17 protein-coding genes are annotated in these 18,105 nt (G+C 41.5%); 15 read left to right on the forward strand and 2 right to left on the reverse strand.

Features of this window, described 5'->3' with window-relative positions:
• Window positions 1-256 precede the first annotated feature (256 nt).
• A complete protein-coding gene (locus tag D1970_RS04425; protein ID WP_119111654.1) occupies window positions 257-706 on the forward strand; it encodes a hypothetical protein in 450 nt (149 codons plus the stop codon).
• Between the two features lie 109 nt (window positions 707-815).
• Here the strand turns inward: D1970_RS04425 and mreBH are convergent, their stop codons facing one another.
• Window positions 816-1,823, reverse strand: a complete 1,008-nt coding sequence (gene mreBH / locus D1970_RS04430; protein ID WP_119111655.1) for a rod-share determining protein MreBH — start codon at window positions 1,821-1,823, stop codon at window positions 816-818.
• Window positions 1,824-2,119: 296 nt separating this feature from the next.
• On the opposite strand from mreBH, the gene miaA reads away from it, so the two are divergent.
• From miaA to D1970_RS04495, 14 genes are all read left to right on the forward strand, one after another.
• Window positions 2,120-3,073: a tRNA (adenosine(37)-N6)-dimethylallyltransferase MiaA gene (miaA, locus tag D1970_RS04435; RefSeq protein WP_119111656.1), complete on the forward strand. Its 954-nt coding sequence runs from the start codon at window positions 2,120-2,122 to the stop codon at window positions 3,071-3,073.
• A 26-nt stretch (window positions 3,074-3,099) separates the two neighbouring features.
• Window positions 3,100-3,330, forward strand: coding sequence for an RNA chaperone Hfq (hfq, locus tag D1970_RS04440; RefSeq protein ID WP_119111657.1), 231 nt, complete (start codon window positions 3,100-3,102; stop codon window positions 3,328-3,330).
• 201 nt (window positions 3,331-3,531) lie between these two features.
• Entirely contained in the window at window positions 3,532-4,479 is a 948-nt protein-coding gene (gene spoVK, locus D1970_RS04445; RefSeq protein WP_119111723.1) for a stage V sporulation protein K, read from the forward strand.
• 99 nt (window positions 4,480-4,578) lie between these two features.
• Window positions 4,579-4,809: a glutaredoxin family protein gene (locus D1970_RS04450; RefSeq protein ID WP_119111658.1), complete on the forward strand. Its 231-nt coding sequence runs from the start codon at window positions 4,579-4,581 to the stop codon at window positions 4,807-4,809.
• A 183-nt stretch (window positions 4,810-4,992) separates the two neighbouring features.
• Complete coding sequence (gene hflX, locus D1970_RS04455; RefSeq protein WP_119111659.1) at window positions 4,993-6,255, forward strand: GTPase HflX; 1,263 nt, start codon at window positions 4,993-4,995, stop codon at window positions 6,253-6,255.
• A 10-nt stretch (window positions 6,256-6,265) separates the two neighbouring features.
• The gene (locus D1970_RS04460; RefSeq protein WP_119111660.1) at window positions 6,266-7,537 is read left to right on the forward strand and encodes a methionine gamma-lyase family protein; all 1,272 of its coding nucleotides are present in this window, start codon (window positions 6,266-6,268) and stop codon (window positions 7,535-7,537) included.
• 144 nt (window positions 7,538-7,681) lie between these two features.
• Window positions 7,682-8,083, forward strand: a complete 402-nt coding sequence (locus tag D1970_RS04465; protein WP_119111661.1) for a MerR family transcriptional regulator — start codon at window positions 7,682-7,684, stop codon at window positions 8,081-8,083.
• Window positions 8,084-8,115: 32 nt separating this feature from the next.
• Window positions 8,116-9,453, forward strand: a complete 1,338-nt coding sequence (glnA, locus tag D1970_RS04470) for a type I glutamate--ammonia ligase (RefSeq protein ID WP_119111662.1) — start codon at window positions 8,116-8,118, stop codon at window positions 9,451-9,453.
• Between the two features lie 443 nt (window positions 9,454-9,896).
• Window positions 9,897-10,598, forward strand: a complete 702-nt coding sequence (locus D1970_RS04475; protein WP_209796878.1) for a response regulator transcription factor — start codon at window positions 9,897-9,899, stop codon at window positions 10,596-10,598.
• A gap of 14 nt (window positions 10,599-10,612) precedes the next feature.
• Window positions 10,613-11,608, forward strand: a complete 996-nt coding sequence (locus D1970_RS04480) for a sensor histidine kinase (RefSeq protein ID WP_259339548.1) — start codon at window positions 10,613-10,615, stop codon at window positions 11,606-11,608.
• Window positions 11,609-11,856: 248 nt separating this feature from the next.
• Window positions 11,857-12,621 carry an ABC transporter ATP-binding protein gene (locus D1970_RS04485; protein ID WP_119111664.1) on the forward strand — a complete coding sequence of 255 codons (765 nt, stop codon included), beginning with the start codon at window positions 11,857-11,859 and terminating at the stop codon, window positions 12,619-12,621.
• Entirely contained in the window at window positions 12,608-13,801 is a 1,194-nt protein-coding gene (locus tag D1970_RS22755) for an FtsX-like permease family protein (protein ID WP_246370089.1), read from the forward strand. The genes D1970_RS04485 and D1970_RS22755 overlap by 14 nt, the downstream gene beginning before the upstream one ends.
• Window positions 13,802-14,193: 392 nt before the next feature.
• Window positions 14,194-14,532 carry an FtsX-like permease family protein gene (locus tag D1970_RS22760; RefSeq protein WP_259339549.1) on the forward strand — a complete coding sequence of 113 codons (339 nt, stop codon included), beginning with the start codon at window positions 14,194-14,196 and terminating at the stop codon, window positions 14,530-14,532.
• A 118-nt stretch (window positions 14,533-14,650) separates the two neighbouring features.
• Window positions 14,651-17,671 (forward strand): efflux RND transporter permease subunit, encoded by a 3,021-nt coding sequence (locus tag D1970_RS04495; RefSeq protein ID WP_119111725.1) that lies wholly within the window; start codon window positions 14,651-14,653, stop codon window positions 17,669-17,671.
• 164 nt (window positions 17,672-17,835) lie between these two features.
• Here the strand turns inward: D1970_RS04495 and D1970_RS22765 are convergent, their stop codons facing one another.
• Entirely contained in the window at window positions 17,836-17,958 is a 123-nt protein-coding gene (locus tag D1970_RS22765; RefSeq protein ID WP_259339550.1) for a hypothetical protein, read from the reverse strand.
• Between the last annotated feature and the right edge of the window lie 147 nt (window positions 17,959-18,105).

An 18,105-nucleotide genomic window follows, 5' to 3' on the forward strand; every position in this document is an offset into this window, starting at 1 on the left:
TCTATATCAATCAACCTATAAGTTAAATCAGCCAGCCATTGAGCTAAATCAACCAAACAATGCGTCATATCAACCGACGCGGCATAGAGACTGTATTTATTCCTGGCCTTTCAGAGGTCTAATGGATTTTGCATATGCGACACGATTAAAAGTGCCTTTTCCGCATATCTTATAGTAAGAAAAATCAAAATCTCTACCTTAATCCTTTTATCTCGGTGGAGTATATTAGAAGTAGAAGTATATGGGGGGTGATTAGTTGATTGTATTTTCACTTTTAACGTCTTTTTTACCAATGGTCATTATCATTTTTATTGTTTTTTATGCTGTGAAGAACAAAGAGAAAGGTGGAGAGCTCATCGTGAGGAACATTTACACGTACCTTGTCCTGTTTGCAACGCTGATGATGGTGATTGGCGGAGGAATTTCAATTTTTATGGCTGCGGCGGATTTTGTCAGTCCTAGTGGTTATTATCAAAGCTATGCTGAGTATAAAGAGACGACCCAGTATGACGGAAAAGACGAGGTCAAGAAAGAACAAATCAGTGAGAAAGAACTTCGGGAATCCTATGATGAAATGATAATAGAAGAAAAGGCACGCACGAAAGAAAACGCGGTAAATCAAATTATTAAAAGCCTTGGCTTTATCGTAATCCCATTGCCTGTTTTTCTATACTTCAACAAGCAAAGGAAGCGGCTGGTTGAATAGGGTTGAGGTGCACAAGGGAAAAAATATGACAAAAGGGAAGGATTGGGCGAAATTTATCCGCCTCTCCTTCCCTTTCTTAAAATATCGAACTTTCCAGTCCTGTAAAAAGCTATTTTACCAGCGAGTGCAGTCGATCGATATACTGAAGTGCCTTACCTGTGCCAATCGCTACGGATTCGAGCGGGTTTGGAGCCAGGTGTACTGGAACGACAATTTCCTCGCTCAGCCAATCCTGGATTCCGTTTAAAAGGGCTCCGCCGCCGCTTAGGATTACGCCTCGGTCAACGATATCGCCGCTTAGTTCAGCCGGACATTCCTCGAGAGTCGCCCTGATTGACTCTAGAATATGCAGGAGAGACTCCTTAATAGCTTCCTGGATTTCATAAGAGTTCAACTTAACGGTTTTCGGCAGCCCTGTCACGAGGTCGCGACCGCGAATCTCGGTTTCAAGTTTTTCATGGTCAACAAGCGCATAGCCAATTTCCATTTTAATTCGTTCGGCTGTACGCTCACCGATCAGTACGTTGTATTCCTTGCGTATATACTGGATGATATCCTCGTCCAGCCTGTCTCCTGCCACCCGGATGGAGTGGGCAGCGACGATTCCTCCGTATGAGATGATGGCTACTTCAGTAGTCCCTCCGCCAATATCCACTACAACATTGGCGACAGGCTCGTCTACCGGAAGGCCTGAGCCAATCGCAGCTGCAACAGGCTCTTCAATAATGTGTACTTTTTTCGCGCCTGCATTACGGACAGCGTCATGAATGGCTCTCCGTTCAACACTTGTCGCGCCGGACGGTGTGCAAACAACAACATTTGGCTTTCGAATGGTGAAACCAGCTTTTTTCGATGCTTTTTTCATAATTTGGATGAGCATATCTGTTGTTACGTCAAAATCCGCGATAACTCCGTCCTTCAGCGGGCGGATGGCTACAATTTTTCCAGGTGTCTTCCCGATCATTTCTTTCGCTTCCTTGCCGACTGCAAGGACTTTCTTTGTCTCTGTATCAATTGCCACAACGGATGGCTCGTTAAGGGCGACACCTTTATTCTTGCTGTAGACTAAAGTATTAGCAGTTCCTAGGTCAATTCCAATTTCTGATTGTGATAACATGTTTTCACCCTATCCTGTTTCGGTATAATTAACACCATAAGCTTCTATATAACCTACCATAATTAAGGGGGTCAACTTGTGTTTGTTATCAAAACGTTATTCAATTGTAAAAATCAAAGGAAATATATATATAAAGCGGAAAAATGGTGGTAAAATTATGGGGAATTTGGAATGGGCAGCCAAGATTCGGGGAAACATAATTAGATAGGTGCCGCTTTTATCAATGAAGAGAATAAGCTACAATGGTAGAAAGGCTGTGACAGCCAAGCGTAAAATGAAAAGGCAGTGTGAAGAGTTTGGCAGGAAAACAAAAATTACTCGTATTGATCGGCCCTACTGCTGTAGGTAAAACAAACTTAAGCATCAAGCTCGCCAAACGGTTTTCTGGCGAAATCATCAGCGGTGATTCAATGCAAATATACCGTGGAATGGATATCGGAACCGCGAAAATCACTCCTTCAGAAATGGAAGGAGTTCCTCATCATTTGATTGATTTCAAAGATCCGGAAGATTCCTTCTCTGCGGCCGAATTTCAGGGATTAGTCAGGAAAAAGATTGAGGAAATAGCTGCACGAGGTAAATTGCCTATGATTGTTGGTGGAACTGGACTATACATACAATCGGCTATTTATGACTATCAGTTTTCTGAGGCTGCGGGTGACCCAGAATTCAGGCAGAAGCTGGAGAGGGAAGCGGATGAATTAGGAACGGCGAGTGTTCATGAGATGCTGGAGAAAGTCGATCCGGAAAGCGCGGCTAAAATTCACCCGAACAATGTACGAAGGGTGATAAGAGCACTTGAAATCCACCATAGTACTGGGATGACCGCAGGAGAATATCAGGCAAAGCAAACGCCTGAAGTGTTATACGATACCGCGGTGATCGGCTTGACAATGGACAGAGATCAGCTCTACACAAGGATTGACCGGCGAGTCGACCTTATGCTGGATCAGGGACTTGTCAATGAAGTGAAGGGACTCTACGATGAAGGATTAAAGGATTGCCAGTCGATTCAGGCTATTGGCTATAAAGAAATCTATGACTATTTTGAAGGCAAAGTGTCTTTGGATCAGGCAGCCGATCAATTGAAACAAAACTCCCGGCGATATGCCAAAAGACAGCTTACATGGTTTCGAAATAAGATGGAAGTGGAATGGTTTGATATGTCGGCAGGGACAGATATGGGAAAAAAATTCGCTGAAATTTCAATATACATTGAAGGAAAGCTTAAAATAAAGGCGAATACATAATACAGAGATAAAAAGGAGGACTTGCAATGAAACAGATTAATATCCAGGATCAATATTTAAATCAGCTGCGTAAGGACAACACAAATGTAACAGTCTTTTTGCTGAACGGATTTCAGCTCCGCGGGCAGATAAAAGGCTTTGACAACTTTACTGTGATGTTCGAATCCGAAGGAAAGCAGCAGCTTGTATACAAGCATGCAATCTCCACATTCGCACCGCAGAAAAACGTCCAGATTGACCTTGAAGGACAGCAATAAACTCATAATCGGAATCCAGGCCCGCTCAATCCAGAGCGGGTTTTTCCTGTCTTTTTAGCCTTTGCAAGGAAGTTTGGGAATGGTTCGAGCTGTCCTCGCATATAGTTATAGGAGCCTTTCCTGCTGATGGAAGAAAATCCAGGTGCATTGAGAGGCATGGCGAAATACCACAGCAGCGCTTTTTTGAACAGAGGTGATAGCTTGGACCAGCCGATGCGCATGAAAAACAACGGCCAGATCAGCATAGTCCTGAATGGCGAAAAAAGGAAAGAACTGATGAAAGATCTTCCCGGAGTTCCTGCAATGCCATCAGCCATTACAACAGAGCATGCCGCTTTGAAAGAAATTGAAGAAGAACTCGGCACATTGGTCGGGATGGATGAAATGAAACGCATGATTAAAGAAATATACGCCTGGATCTATGTGAATAAAAAGCGGGAAGAAATAGGACTGAAGGCGGGTAAGCAGGCCTTGCACATGATGTTCAAGGGTAATCCGGGTACTGGGAAGACAACGGTGGCAAGACTGATTGGCAAGCTTTTTCTAAAAATGAATGTCCTTGCTAAAGGACATCTGATTGAAGCTGAGCGGGCGGACCTTGTTGGAGAATATATCGGGCACACGGCCCAAAAAACACGCGATTTGATTAAAAAGTCGCTTGGGGGGATTTTGTTCATCGATGAAGCCTACTCACTCGGGCGCGGGGGCGAAAAGGATTTTGGGAAAGAGGCCATCGATACCCTTGTCAAACATATGGAAGACAAGCAGCATGAATTTATTCTGATCCTTGCAGGCTATTCTCGTGAAATGGAATATTTCCTTTCCCTGAATCCGGGACTCCACTCCAGATTTCCGCTAGTAATTGATTTTCCTGATTACAACATTGAGCAGCTTATGGAAATTGGCAGGCGGATGTTAATGGAGAGGGAGTATAACTTGAGCCATGAGGCTGAACGAAAGCTCGTGGACCATCTTGGTTTCGTTAAAGCGTCTCTTGGCCCTGCCGGTTTTTCAAATGGCCGCTATATCCGTAATGTCATCGAAAAATCAATCAGGGCCCAGGCGATGAGGCTCCTGCTCCAAAATCAATATGACCGCCACGACCTTGTGACAATCCGCAGCAATGACCTCGTTATTTCCGAAAACTAGTGTATTTTAATAATGTCAGCATCTTTGTTGACATTATTTTTTCGAAGCGTTAATATACCCGTATAGGTATATTAACTAAAAATTACAGGAGGAAAAATCATGAATCAAATTACTGTCTATACAACAAGTACTTGCCCATATTGCGATATGGTGAAAAATTATCTTTCAGCTCAGGGGGTTGCTTATACGGAAGTCAACGTTGCTAAAGATCAGGAAGCAGCGAGAAAACTCGTTGCAACAACAGGGCAGATGGGTGTCCCGCAAACGAATATTAACGGGGAATGGGTACTTGGATTCGATCCTGAGAGGATTAAGTCACACCTTAAGTAATAGCAGTCCATAAGCCGGAAATAGAATGAGTTTATGCCGGGACCGTCCTTTATAAGGGCGGTCTTTTTTGTTTGAACTAACGTCAAAAAAGGCAGCAGTATGACTCTTTTGGGGAAAATTTTAGTTTGGGCTGAATTTTTGGTATGATGGTCTATACAAGACAACCGGAAAGGGCGGGATTGCATGGAACATCAAGCAGAGCTGGAAAAAGCGATACTGGTTGGCTGCCAGACTTATGATAATGATGACCTTAGGTTCCAGTATTCGATGGAGGAGCTTGGTTCCCTGACTGAAACGGCGCAGGGGACTGCGTTGATTTCTGTGATTCAAAAGCGGGACCGAATCCATCCGTCCACCTATATAGGAAAAGGAAAAGTGGATGAATTAAAGACCCTCATTGACGAATTCGAAGCGGATTTGGTGATTTTCAATGACGAGCTTTCACCAAGCCAGATGCGCAACCTCTCAAGAGACCTTGAAATAAGGATTATTGACAGGACTCAGCTCATCCTTGATATTTTTGCCCGCCGTGCACGTTCTAAGGAAGGTAAACTGCAGGTTGAACTTGCCCAGCTTCAGTACTTACTGCCGAGGCTAATGGGCCAGGGGACGGCAATGTCGAGGCTCGGTGCGGGGATTGGGACAAGAGGCCCTGGGGAGACGAAGCTTGAATCCGACAGGCGGCATATTCGCAGAAGGATTGATGAAATTAAGGGTCAGCTTGATACAATCGTTCATCACCGCGACCGTTACCGTGAGAGGCGCAAGAAGAACAAAACCTTCCAGATTGCGCTGGTCGGGTATACGAATGCGGGCAAGTCTACGCTTTTCAATAGGCTCACCGAAGCGGAATCATTTGAGGAAAATCAGCTGTTCGCGACGCTTGATCCAATGACAAGAAAAGTGGTCCTGCCAAGCGGCTTTATGGCATTGATGACCGATACGGTCGGGTTTATCCAGGATCTTCCTACAGCCCTGATTGCGGCATTTCGCTCAACGCTCGAAGAAGTAAGGGAAGCCGATCTTCTGCTGCATGTTGTCGATATGTCCAACCAGGATTATTTTTCACATGAGAAAACGGTCAACAAGCTGCTCGAAGATCTTGAAGTCCAGCAGATTCCCCAGCTGACGGTTTATAACAAAAGGGATATCGCACATCCTGATTTCGTGCCGACAGCAAAAACTGAAACAGTTTTTATCAGTGCATTTGACGGTGAGGATCGCGCCATCCTGAAACAAAAGCTTGAAGAAACTGTCATCAGCATGATGGAGCCTTTCCATGTCATGGTCCCATCGGGTGAAGGGAAGCTCTTGTCGCAGCTTAAAAACGAAACCATACTTCGCCAGTTGTCTTTTGACGAGGAGCATGATGGTTATGTCTGTATGGGCTATGCCTTGGAAGACCACCACATTTCCGGGCAAATAAAGAAATTTACAGTGGAATAGGAGTAATAACATGTTTTCGAAGTTAAAGAACGGCCCTGTGCTGGAGCCTGTTGTGAAGAAGATTGAGGAACAGGTTGCCAGCATCCATAAAGAGATTGAAGAACGAATCGATTCGAACCAATACAAGGTACTAAGCAGTTTCCAGAAACACAGGGTCAGCGATTCGCATTTTAACCCAACGACTGGCTATGGTTATGACGACAATGGCCGGGATACGCTTGAGAAAATTTATGCGGATGTCTTTGGTGCTGAAGCTGGGCTTGTTCGCCCGCAAATCATTTCGGGCACGCATGCTATCTCAATCGCGTTGTTTGGTGTCCTACGTCCCGGTGACGAGCTTCTATACATAACAGGTCAGCCATATGATACGCTTCAGGAAATTGTAGGTACGAGCGGCAGCGGCAACGGTTCCCTGAAAGAATTCGGAATTTCATATAACCAGGTTGATCTGACAGCCGAGGGACAGGTTAACTTTGCCGGCGTGCAAAACGCCATCAGACCGAATACAAAAGTGATCGGAATCCAGCGTTCAAAGGGCTATGGAGACAGGCCTTCGTTTTCTGTTAACGAGATAGGCGAAATGATCGCATTTGTCAAAGAAATCAAGCCAGAGGTTATTGTGTTTGTTGATAACTGCTACGGCGAATTTGTGGAAGAAAGAGAGCCTTGTCAAGTGGGGGCAGACCTGATGGCAGGTTCTCTCATAAAAAATCCGGGGGGAGGCCTTGCGAAAACAGGCGGCTATATCGTCGGCCGAACCGAGCTCGTAGAATCATGTTCATACCGGATGACTTCACCGGGTATAGGCGCGGAAGCAGGTGCGTCACTTTATTCCCTGCAGGAAATGTATCAGGGCTTTTTCATGGCTCCGCATACAGTCGGTCAGGCGGTAAAAGGGGCTGTATTCACGGCAGCTATGCTTTCTCATTTCGGCATGGACTCGCTGCCGGCCTGGAACGTGCCAAGGACGGATTTAATCCAGGCTGTCCGGTTTGGTAATCTTGATAAAATGGTTGAGTTTTGCCAGGCAATTCAATTTGCTTCCCCGATCAATTCGCATGTCACTCCATATCCAGCCTACATGCCGGGATATGAAGACGATGTAATCATGGCAGCGGGAACCTTTATCCAGGGGGCAAGCATTGAGCTTACGGCAGATGGTCCGGCAAGACCGCCGTTCACTGCTTACGTTCAGGGAGGCTTAACTTACTCCCACGTAAAAATGGCTGTCTGCATCGCATTGGACAGAATGATTGAAAAAGGTTTAATCCAAGTAAAATAGGAAACTATAAACAGGACGGAACTCTTATTCCCGTCCTGTTTTTTTGTTTTATTTTTTTATGTTAGAAAACCTAACATTGTTTTGACATATAAGTTAACACAGCATATAATAAAATTAATCAATCGGGAAAGGAGGAGAAATCGAATGGGCGGAAGTGAAATCCGAAGGAGCATGCCGCTGCTGACAATCGGAAGCGTGATGCAGCTGACGGACCTGACGGCAAGGCAAATTCGCTATTATGAAGAGCATGGCTTGATTTCTCCAGCAAGAACAGAAGGCAACAAGCGTCTTTTTTCCTTGAACGATATCGACAAACTCCTTGAGATTAAGGATTTAATTGATCAGGGAGTCAATATGGCAGGCATTAAAAAGATTTACCAAATGAGACAGCAGGCGTCATCTGCCGAGGAAACTAAGCATGCGGTGAGGTCTCGCCGTGAGCTGTCAGATGCGGATTTACGCAAGTTGCTCCGTAAAGAACTGCTACAAGCAGGGCGGTTTAACCGAACGGCCCAGCATGGCGATATGTCTAGATTTTTTCATTAATAAGAAATTAAATTATTCAGGAGGAGAACAAATTGTCGAAATTTACGAGGGAAGATATTTTCCGTTTAGCAAAAGAAGAGAATGTAAAGTTCATCCGTCTCCAATTCACCGACATCCTTGGAACAATCAAAAACGTGGAAATTCCCATCAGCCAGCTTGGAAAAGCGCTTGACAACAAAATGATGTTTGACGGTTCCTCAATCGAAGGCTTTGTCCGGATTGAAGAGTCGGATATGTACCTGATTCCAGACCTTGACACATGGGTGGTATTCCCTTGGACAGCTGAAAAAGGAAAAGTGGCTCGTCTAATCTGTGACATTTACAATGCTGACGGCACTCCATTTGAAGGAGATCCTCGGAACAATTTGAAGCGCGTCCTGAAGGAAATGGAAGAAATGGGATTCACGAACTTCAATCTTGGACCAGAGCCAGAATTCTTCTTATTCAAGCTTGATGTCAACGGAGAGCCTACCCTCGAATTGAATGACAATGGCGGCTATTTCGATTTAGCTCCAACTGATCTTGGCGAGAACTGCCGCCGTGATATCGTGCTTGAACTTGAAGAAATGGGCTTTGAAATCGAAGCATCCCACCATGAAGTGGCTCCAGGCCAGCACGAAATTGACTTTAAATACGCTGACGCACTTGCTGCGTGCGATAACATCCAAACCTTCAAACTTGTCGTTAAAACGATTGCCCGTAAACACGGACTGCATGCAACCTTCATGCCGAAGCCTTTGTTCGGAGTGAGCGGATCCGGTATGCACTGCAACCTATCACTGTTCACAAATGGGAAAAATGCATTCTATGACACATCGGATAAAGCGCTGGAACTGAGCGAGACAGCATACCAGTTCATCGCAGGAATCATCAAACATGCATCAGGATTCACTGCTGTCACCAACCCAACTGTTAACTCATTCAAGCGCCTTGTACCGGGTTACGAAGCTCCGTGCTACGTCGCATGGTCCGCTCGTAACCGTTCACCGCTGGTTCGTATTCCTGCATCCCGCGGCCTGAGTACCCGTGTAGAGGTCCGCAGTGTCGATCCGGCAGCAAATCCTTATTTGGCAATGGCAGTGCTGTTGAAAGCAGGCCTGGACGGAATCAAGAACAAGCTGACGCCGCCGGCTGCTGTTGACCGCAATATTTATGTCATGGACAAAGATGAACGCGAAGAAGCCGGCATTACTGATCTGCCGCCAACCCTCGCTGCAGCACTTGATGCACTGAAGAAAGACGAAGTTATCACCGCGGCTCTTGGCGGACACATCCTTGAGCACTTCCTAGAAGCAAAGGAAATCGAATGGGATATGTTCCGTACCCAAGTTCATCCATGGGAGCGCGAGCAATACATGTCTATGTATTAAAATGCTAAACCTCTTGAGCTGTATAGCTTCAAGGGGTTTTATTTTTCGGGTAATTTGGGTTGTAAATTACTTTTTATGTAGCATGCCCGATTATTGCCCGGTTTTATTTCAAAAAAATTTTACTCCTACACTTTTTTCACATACTCTTCGTACTTGTCCATCCAGTCTTTTTCAAGGTTTGTACTGATATGAGAATACACACCAGTAGTGATTTGCATGCTGTAAAAGGCTTTTAATTTTTCCTACACATCATATTCCTTCACAAATTCAGTAATATCCTGGTCCTCGTTTGTTACCACATCTTTTGAAAAACAATATAGAATACCGTGAATTATTATTTTTTGATGATTATACAAATAGTCATCATTATTGGAAGCGTTTGACGATAGCTTCAGAGAACGTTACTATTTTATTGAGTTTCCACTGTATTTGATTTGAAGCTGATGAAAGAAGTGAAGAGATTGGAGAACATATATAAGTTATTGATTGTCGAGGATGATCAAGATATGGCCGCTGCTTTGAAAAAACTCCTTGAGAAATGGGGTTTTAATAGTGTGATATGCAGGGACTTCGAAAATATATTGAAAACATTTGAAGAAGAAGCTCCGCATATTGTTCTGATGGATATTAACGTTCCGGCCTTTGACGGTTTTTACTGGTGTAAGAAAATAAGGGAACTATCAAGTGTCCCCATTATTTTTTGTTCTTCAAGAGACAGCAATCTGGACATTGTGATGGCCATTAATAATGGAGGGGATGATTACATACAGAAACCCTTTGATAGCCATGTGCTTATTGCCAAGTTACAGGCAATGGTTAGACGGACTTATGAATACAGAACAGTGGAGACCCCTCTGATCGAATGCAATGATGTATTTTTAAATTTAAATGATACAAAGATTTATTATCAAAACGAGAACTTGGAGCTTACGAAGAATGAATTTAAAATCATTAAAACTATGATGGAAAACAAGGGAAAGGTTGTTACAAGAGACAGTCTGATGAAACAACTTTGGAATGATGATATTTACGTGAATGAAAATACGCTTTCCGTTAATATTAACAGGCTCAGGAACCGGCTAAAAGAGATCGGGGTGCATGATTTCGTTCAGACGAAAAAAGGAATCGGGTACATAATCAAATGAAATTACGGGATTACTTGAAAATTCATAAATTGTGGATCCTCAGCAGTGCGTTTATCCTGATTATCATAAATGCCATTTTGTTTAGCAGTGTACCTATTAATCGAGGCGTTACGGATATTTTATATATGGACCTGCTGGCCATCACCATACAGCTTTTTACTATGTACTATGGATTCATTAAGCACAAAAGAAAATATGGGGACATTTTTTCAGATTCCATTGAAACGTTGGATAAAAAAGCCGCTAATGGACAAGACTTCTTTATCGATAGGGTATTAAGAGCATCAAGACAACAGCATAATAGATTTCTTGAAATTGAGGAGGGCTATAAGAAAGGGATTAATGAAATACAGGATTATACAACCCAATGGGTGCATGATATGAAAGTCAATTTAGCCGTGTGCGATTTACTGCTTGATGAAATGGAAGTTGGGATCAGTAAGGAATTTCGAAGCCAAATAGAGCAGATCAAATTTAGGGTGAACCACATTCTTCATGTAACAAGGGCCTCTCATTATGATCAGGATATCACTGCAGAAGAGGTTGATGTTTGCGAGCTGCTAAGGAATGCTATCAAGGAAAATGCACTTTTCTTTATTAATAAAAATATAGAAATAGAGACAGATTTGAAGCCCTTTAATGTTGTAAGCGATAAAAAGTGGATTTATTATATTTTTTGTCAAATCCTTAATAATAGCAGTAAATATACACCCGATGGAGGAACACTTCATTTATACATAAGAGAAGATGAAAAAGCCCACTATGTTCACATAAAAGATAACGGGATTGGCATACCTAAAGAGGAAATTACCAGAATCTTTGATAAAGGTTTTACAGGCAAAAATGGAAAAGTAGGCACAAAATCCACAGGTATGGGACTTTATTATGCGAGAAAAATGGCAGGAGTACTCAGCATTGGAATGGACATTAAAAGTGAAGAAGCAAAATATACCGAATTTACGATTGTTTTTTACAAACTATCAGATTATTATCACGTGTCATCACTGTAACCTTTGGATTTGTAACAGAACGAGTAAATCGAAATGAGGGGGAATGGAGGATGCTCCATTTCCCTTTGTTTTTGATGCTATTCATTACTTGTATTGCAATCTAACAAAAATGTAACTTTGGTTCCTACAAATGTAACCAAAATCGATAGCTGCTGGCTTATTTAATAAATTACCATAGAGATACAAGGGACGATGCGGAATTAAAAAATTTTCCTTGTATTAAAGAAATTGTTAAAGGAGGTTGCGCCATGAAGAAAATGGTTGAAGTATCAAATGTCATGAAAGAGTATGGAGAAGTCGGGAGTTCATTCAGGGCATTGAAAGATGTAAGCCTGGATATATATAAAGGAGAATTTGTCGGTATTATGGGACCTTCCGGCTCGGGAAAGACAACTTTATTGAATATTATGTCCACCATTGATAAAGCTTCTTCAGGAAGAATCTTAATAGATAGTGAACCGGTTAATAACCTTAAAGACAATGAATTGGCAAGGTTTAGGAGGGATGCGGTAGGTTTTATTTTTCAGGATTTCAACCTGCTGGATAATATGACAACAAGGGATAATATTGCTTTACCTCTTACTTTGAATAACATAAAACACCAGATTATTTTAGATAAGATAGATGAGCTCACTAAACTATTAGGAATTTCCCATCAGGTGGATAAATATCCTTATGAACTCTCAGGTGGACAAAAACAAAGGGCTGCTATATGCAGAGCGCTTATTACTTCGCCAAAGGTAATTTTTGCGGATGAACCAACCGGAGCGCTTGATTCCAAGTCTTCATCTGAAGTTCTAGAGTGCTTAAAGAATATTAATAAAACAATGGGGACCACAATCATCATGGTAACCCATGATGCAAATGCAGCCAGCTATTGTGACAGAATCATGTTCCTTAGGGATGGAAAAATACATGGCAGACTAGACAGTGACGGAAACAAGAAAGAGCTTTACAGGAAAGTTCTTAATATGCTTGCCATAATGGGAGGGACGGAAAATGAACTCCTTTAAAATCGCCTATAAGCTTCTTAAGAACAATTTGAAGGTTTACAGGTTATATTTTTTGGTTCTTTCCGTAACAGTAGCTACATATTACAACTTCATAGCAATACAGTACAATGAAACGTTCGTTCATTTGTCAGAAAGAATCCAATCAGCTGCTGTTGCAAGTACGACATCTGGATTTGTCCTGATCTGTACAGTCGTGTTTTTTATGTGGCATGCAAATGGATTCTTTTTAAAACAAAGGCAAAAAGAAACAGGATTATATATGCTGATGGGAATAAGCACATCCAAGATTGGAAGAGTGTTTGCGATAGAGAGTGCGTTCATAGGCGGATTATCTTTGTTGATGGGGTTAACCGCAGGAATATTATTTTCAAAATTATTCTTCATGTTATTAAGCAAAGCAATGTTTCTGGAAACAGAACTGCCATTTAACGTATCGATAGAGGCTATTCTAAATCTGGTAATCGTTTTTGGAATTGTATTTGCCGTATTGGGATTAAGAAACTATCGGATCGTAAAGAAAGCCCAACTTATCAATATGTTGAATGCCGCTAAAGAAAAGCCTTCTAAGCCCAGGTTTAGTTATAAGAAAGGAGTTCTTGGTGTCATTCTTATTGCGGCCGGATATGTACTTGCACTTAACTTCAAACATTGGAATCTCGATCTATTGATAGCTTCCATGTCAATATTGGTTCTGGTCAGTTTAGGAACGTATTTCTTCTTTGGGAGTTCCATGACTATTATATTTAGCAGACTGACAAAATCGAAAAGATGGATTTATAAAGATGTGAGACTGGTTAGTATAAGCAATATTTTCTTCAGGTTAAAGGCTAATTATAGAAGTCTGGCAATGACAGCAATCTTGGCAGCAGCGACTGTCACTGCTTTTAGTGTAAGCATTTCCTTTAAACAATTCGCAGAGGGACATGCGGTTATTGAATCTCCATATAGCATGAGTGTTGTGGGAGTTTCTCGTAATACACAGGAAAAGGTGAAAAATGTCATTCGGAAATCCAGCCATAAATTAAAGGGGATCAATGAAATCCATTTCTTTATCGGGCAGGTTGATTACCTTAAGGAGAACAAAAAGGTAGACAACAATGACGAGGCGATGATCACTGGATATTCCGAGGTGGAAAAAACATTGGAGTTTATGGAATATGAAAAAAAAAGAGTATTTTAAAGCAAATTAAGCCACGTCCGAATGAAGCTGTATTTATTTTAAATGCTAATACATTAGCTTCTCCGATAAATGTTCTTGACGAAAAGATAAGCTTAGGCGGGAAGAAGTTTCGTATTAGCGAATCCACACAGGTTCCCTTTACCGGTAACATCACTAAGTATGGCATGCAAAATATATATGTCCTAAATAATGTTGATTATAAAAATCTGAAGAAAATGTCCCCTGAGATTATATTATATGGAATGCGAATCACAAAAGAAGAAAAAAGCAAGGAACTTCTCAAAAAAATAACTGAAACTGTTCCAGGTGGGGCCGCTAACGTAAATGGTTTACTTCACCAATATATTTGGGAGTATTATGCTTTAGGCATATTTTTCTTCTTGGGGCTGATTATGTCAATCATATTTATGCTGGCAACCTTCAGCACGATATATTTTAAAATATTAAGCGATGCGCTTGCCGACAAAGAACAGTATTCGATTCTGAAAAAAGTTGGAATGAGTAAAAAAGAGGTCGGGAAATCAATTTATTTGCAGGTGGGAATAGCCTTTCTTCTGCCAGGTATTGTAGGAATCATCCATAGTGCAGTGGCTATAAACATACTGGAACAGATAATGGGTATGAGCTTTACCTTGCCGCTTATTTATGGAATAGGGCTATTTGTTATTGTAATGATCGCTTTTTATATCGGTATAAGTAAGAACTATACCAAGATGGTATATGAAAAATAGAAATATGTTTACTTGGTTTCATGAGGAAGTGAGGGAAAGCACTCATTTCGCCGGTTTGAAAATTAAGATAAAATTAATTGCAGGTGTATTTCTGAGTAGATGGGGAGGGGAACTAGAAATGTCTTGGTTTACAAAATGGTCATTTGCTAATAAGGCTGCGATTGCTTTAATTTCAGTATTCGTTATAGCCTTGGGAATTGTCAGCTACTTTCAAATGCCAATGGAGTTCTTGCCGCAAGCAGATAACCCGCAGGTTACGATTGTGGTTATGGGGCAAGGAACTGATTCCAAAACGATGGAGTCAGAGGTTACATCTCCCATAGAGCGTGCAACTGTTGCGATAAAAGGGAAGAGTGTAACTCTCTCAACAACAGGAGACGGTTTTTCCAAGATAGATTTATTTTTTGAAGCAGGCACGGATATGAAACAGGCTAAACAAGATGTTCAAGAATCACTTGGTACTCTCTCTTTGCCGCAAAGCGTCTCAAAGCCATTTATAACTCAACTTGATACATCAATGATTCCTGTTTCATTTGTTGCCATTACCTTTAAAGATGGGATCACACCTAAGAACATCCAGTTAGCAAAAGAAAAACTAGAACCAATATACAAAGACGTGAAGGGCGTTTCCCAGGTTCAAACAACCGGAATCGAAGAATCCTTTGTATCTGTAAAACTTGATACTGAGAAGCTAATGGAAAAACAAATTCCGGTTCAAAGTATTGTTGGAGCTCTTCAAGGCCAAAATGGGGCATTTGCTGTAGGTGAGGACCTCATTAATGGAAAAACGAGCAATATCAAAGTGGTAGGCGATCTCTCGAGTCTTAAAGAATTAAAGAACTTAAGGGTTGGGGGAAACGCAACGCTTGGTGATATCTCATCCATAAAAGAAACGAGGTCTGAAGGTGTTATCAATCGCTTTAACGGCAAAGATAGCATCGAGCTGGCAATCAGTAAAGATGGGCAATCAAATGCGGTGACACTTAATAAGGATATCGAAAAAGTTACTGATGATATCAACAAGAAATATGACAATGTAAATGCTGATGTTTTTTTATCAACTGCAGATATGGTAGAAACTTCTGTGCAATCGATGGTTAAGGAAGTGCTGCTGGGCGCTTTATTTGCAACGATTGTCATCATGGTATTCCTGAAGAATATTCGCTACACTTTTATAACGATTGTATCTATACCAATGTCTTTTTGCATCACCCTGATTTTATTGTCAAAATCGGGTGTAACTTTAAATATTTTAACCTTGGGTGGAGTAGCCGTTGCAGTCGGCCGCTTAGTAGATGATAGTATCGTAGTCATTGAAAATATTTATCGGAAAATGCAGACAGAAAAGTTTTCGGTAAATATGGTAATAGATGCAACCAAGGAAGTTAGTGTAGCGATTACAGCTTCTACTTTAACTACTGTAGCTGTATTCTTGCCAATAGGACTTGTAAATGGAAGTACACGAGAGTTTTTATTGCCTTTCGCCTTAACTGTCACATATGCACTCTTAGCTTCACTGCTAGTAGCGATAACAGTGGTACCCGTAATGAGCGCAGGTTTATTGAAGAAAGCAAAGCTGAAAGAGCATAAACCTCCTGTCCGTTTTGAAAAATTAGTTAGTTGGTCCTTGAATCATAAATGGATTGTTTTATCGCTATCTTTCTTGTTGTTCGCAGGTTCCATTGGGGCGTATTTTACGATGCCAAAAGGAGCTGTGGATAATTCGAGTCCTGACTATATTCAAGCTAGTTTAAATTATCCCAATAATACCCCTGTTAAGGAAGTAGCTGAGAATGCCCTTAAACTGGAGGGGGCTATTCAACAGATTGATGAAGTGAAAAGTGTTTTTACGTATTTAGGCAACTCTGCTTCCTCTGCTGAATATGGAGCTGTTGGTTCCCCAACAGAGGCGCAATTCAGAGTTTTTCTAAAAGACAAAGAGGATTACAAAAAGGTTATAAAAAAGATTGAAAAAGAAAATTTTCCTAATGCCGAATTAACTGTTTTAGCTTCTTCATTTATAGGTTTTACAGATACGAACATCACAATTGATGTGATTGGTGATGATTTAAAAGACCTTGAAACAGCGACAAATCAAATTAAGGATAAAATTCGGAATATAGAAGGTATTGAAAGGGTTTCAACTAACCAGGATGAAAAGAAAACAGTATATTCTTTTCTTGTTGACCCGTCGAAAGGAAACACTGGACAAGTAGCATCACAACTGGGCGTTATGTTAAATAAAACACCAATCGGTAATATCACCCTTGATAACAAGCAGACTGAAATTATACTTGAGCCAGTAATGAATACAGAAACGCCTGAGGATCTAAAAGCAATACCAGTCATGACTCAATCGGGCAGTACACCAATAGCCCAAGTCGCTAAATTAAGAAGTGAACAAGCTTCAACAACTCAGTTTCATAAGGATGGAGATCCATACTTGCAAGTAACGGCAAAAGTGGATCCAACAAAGCTTTCGGAAATAAATTCCAGGATAAAGTCGGCCATTTTTGGCGGCGAGAAGATGAAAGGAATTGACTTCCCCGACAACGTTGACGTCCATGTAGGAGGGGCCAGTGTTCAACAGGCTGAAGATTTTAATGATTTATTCATTACGATGCTTGTGTCGATTGGCATAGTATTCTTGATTTTAGTTGTTACATTTAAAGGGTTCAGGGCGCCAATTTCTATACTTTTTTCTCTCCCGCTCGCTGCAATTGGTTCAATATTGGGGCTCTTGGTCAGTGGAATATCCGTTGATGTAACTGTTTTACTTGGGGCATTAATGCTTATAGGGATAGTCGTAACAAACGCAATTGTTTTATTGGATCGAGTAAAGCATAATGAAAAGACAATGAGCATTCGGGATGCAATAAAGGAAGCATCTGTAAGAAGAATGCGTCCAATCCTAATGACAGCGGTAGCAACAATCTGTGCAATGCTTCCACTGTTAATGAAAGAAGCAGAAACTGGAAACCTCGTTTCCCGGAGTTTAGCAGTAGTTGTAATTGGCGGGCTGTCTGCGGCAACGCTGTTAACACTCATTGTTATCCCATGTGTATACGAATTATTACATTTTAGAAAATCTAAACAGCAAAGACTGCAGAATCAAGTTAATAAAGATTTGAGTAATTGATTAGATGTCTGCGAGATTGGTAGCATGATATATGCGTAATATACTTGATATAAAGCTTGTTTGATGTACATGATACCCCCCCGGAAGCCCGGGGGGGCTTATTACTATATTCCATTGATGATGGGATTGAATGAGAAATACATGATGGGGGACGATGGTTGTAGTTAGTCCGTTGAACGGTTGCGTTTCTTTGAAATGATGTATCCAGGTTTTTTTGTGATCGCCCAAAGTGTTGCTGCGAACGAAACACCAAGGACAGTTGGGATAATCCATGCTAATGATTCCATTTATTACTCCTCCTTCTTGCTGTCATGTTTAGAATATGCAGGGTTAGTTATTATTTATTACCCTGTTTTACTCGTCTTTAAACTTTGGGACAATGCGGGAATGGCAACTGGTGATCATGCAGGGTATGCTGGGGCGGAAAGCGTGCA

This window comes from Mesobacillus zeae (assembly GCF_003570705.1).
Classification (GTDB): Bacteria; Bacillota; Bacilli; order Bacillales; family Cytobacillaceae; genus Mesobacillus_C; species Mesobacillus_C zeae.